This window comes from Acidipila rosea (genome assembly GCF_004339725.1).
Classification (GTDB): domain Bacteria; phylum Acidobacteriota; class Terriglobia; order Terriglobales; family Acidobacteriaceae; genus Acidipila; species Acidipila rosea.
On record NZ_SMGK01000015.1, the window covers coordinates 1 to 1,224 of the forward strand.

The 1,224-nt window shown below is 60.7% G+C and carries 1 protein-coding gene; it reads right to left on the reverse strand.

Annotated features, from left to right (window positions below; translation table 11 throughout):
• Positions 1-1,187: elongation factor Tu (gene tuf, locus C7378_RS17590; protein WP_131999603.1), on the reverse strand; the 1,187-nt coding region annotated here is incomplete at its 3' end.
• Positions 1,188-1,224 lie beyond the last annotated feature (37 nt).

Below are 1,224 nucleotides of genomic sequence, written 5' to 3' on the forward strand. Positions count from 1 at the left end.
TACTTAATGATTTCAGTGATGGTGCCGGCGCCTACGGTGCGACCGCCTTCGCGGATTGCAAACCTCAGCCCCTTCTCCATCGCCACCGGGGTGTGCAGCTCGATCTCGAGCGCGATATTATCCCCCGGCATCACCATCTCCGTGCCTTCCGGCAGCTTCGCCGTGCCCGTTACGTCCGTCGTGCGGAAGTAGAACTGCGGACGGTACCCATTGAAGAACGGCGTGTGACGGCCTCCCTCCTCTTTCGACAGTACGTAGATCTCTCCCTTGAACTTCGTGTGCGGCGTAATCGATCCCGGCTTCGCCAGCACCATCCCGCGCTCCACATCTTCCTTCGCCACTCCGCGCAGCAGCAGCCCCGCGTTGTCGCCCGCCATGCCTTCATCGAGCTGCTTCTTGAACATCTCGACGCCCGTCACGACCGTCTTGCGCGTATCGCGGAATCCTACAATCTCCGCATCCTCGCCTACCTTCACCTTGCCGCGCTCAATGCGGCCCGTTACCACCGTGCCGCGCCCGGAAATCGAGAAGATGTCTTCAATCGGCATCAGGAACGGCTGATCCACTGCACGCGCCGGCAGCGGCACATTCTTGTCCACCGCATCCATCAGCTCGTCGATCTTCGCTTCCCACTCCGGCTCGCCGTTCAACCCGCCCAGCGCCGATCCCCGGATTACCGGTACATCGTCCCCAGGGAAGTTGTACTTCGACAACAGCTCCCGCACTTCCATCTCGACCAGGTCGATCAGCTCCGGATCCTCTACCGCATCGCACTTGTTCAGGAACACCACAATGTACGGCACCCCAACCTGGCGCGCCAGCAGTACGTGCTCCTTCGTCTGCGGCATCGGTCCGTCCGTCGCCGCTACCACCAGGATCGCGCCGTCCATCTGCGCCGCTCCCGTGATCATGTTCTTGATGTAATCCGCGTGCCCAGGGCAGTCTACGTGCGCGTAGTGACGGTTCGCCGTCTCGTACTCCACGTGCGCCGTCGCAATCGTAATACCACGCTCCCGCTCCTCGGGCGCGTTGTCGATCGTGTCGAAGGACCGGAACTTGTTGTTCGGATTGTGCTTCGACAGAACCTTCGTGATCGCCGCCGTCAACGTCGTCTTCCCGTGATCGATGTGTCCAATCGTTCCCACATTCACGTGCGGCTTCGACCGGTCAAATTTCTCCTTCGCCATTTCCCTGTTCCTCTCTCCCTACTGCTTCATTCCCCGT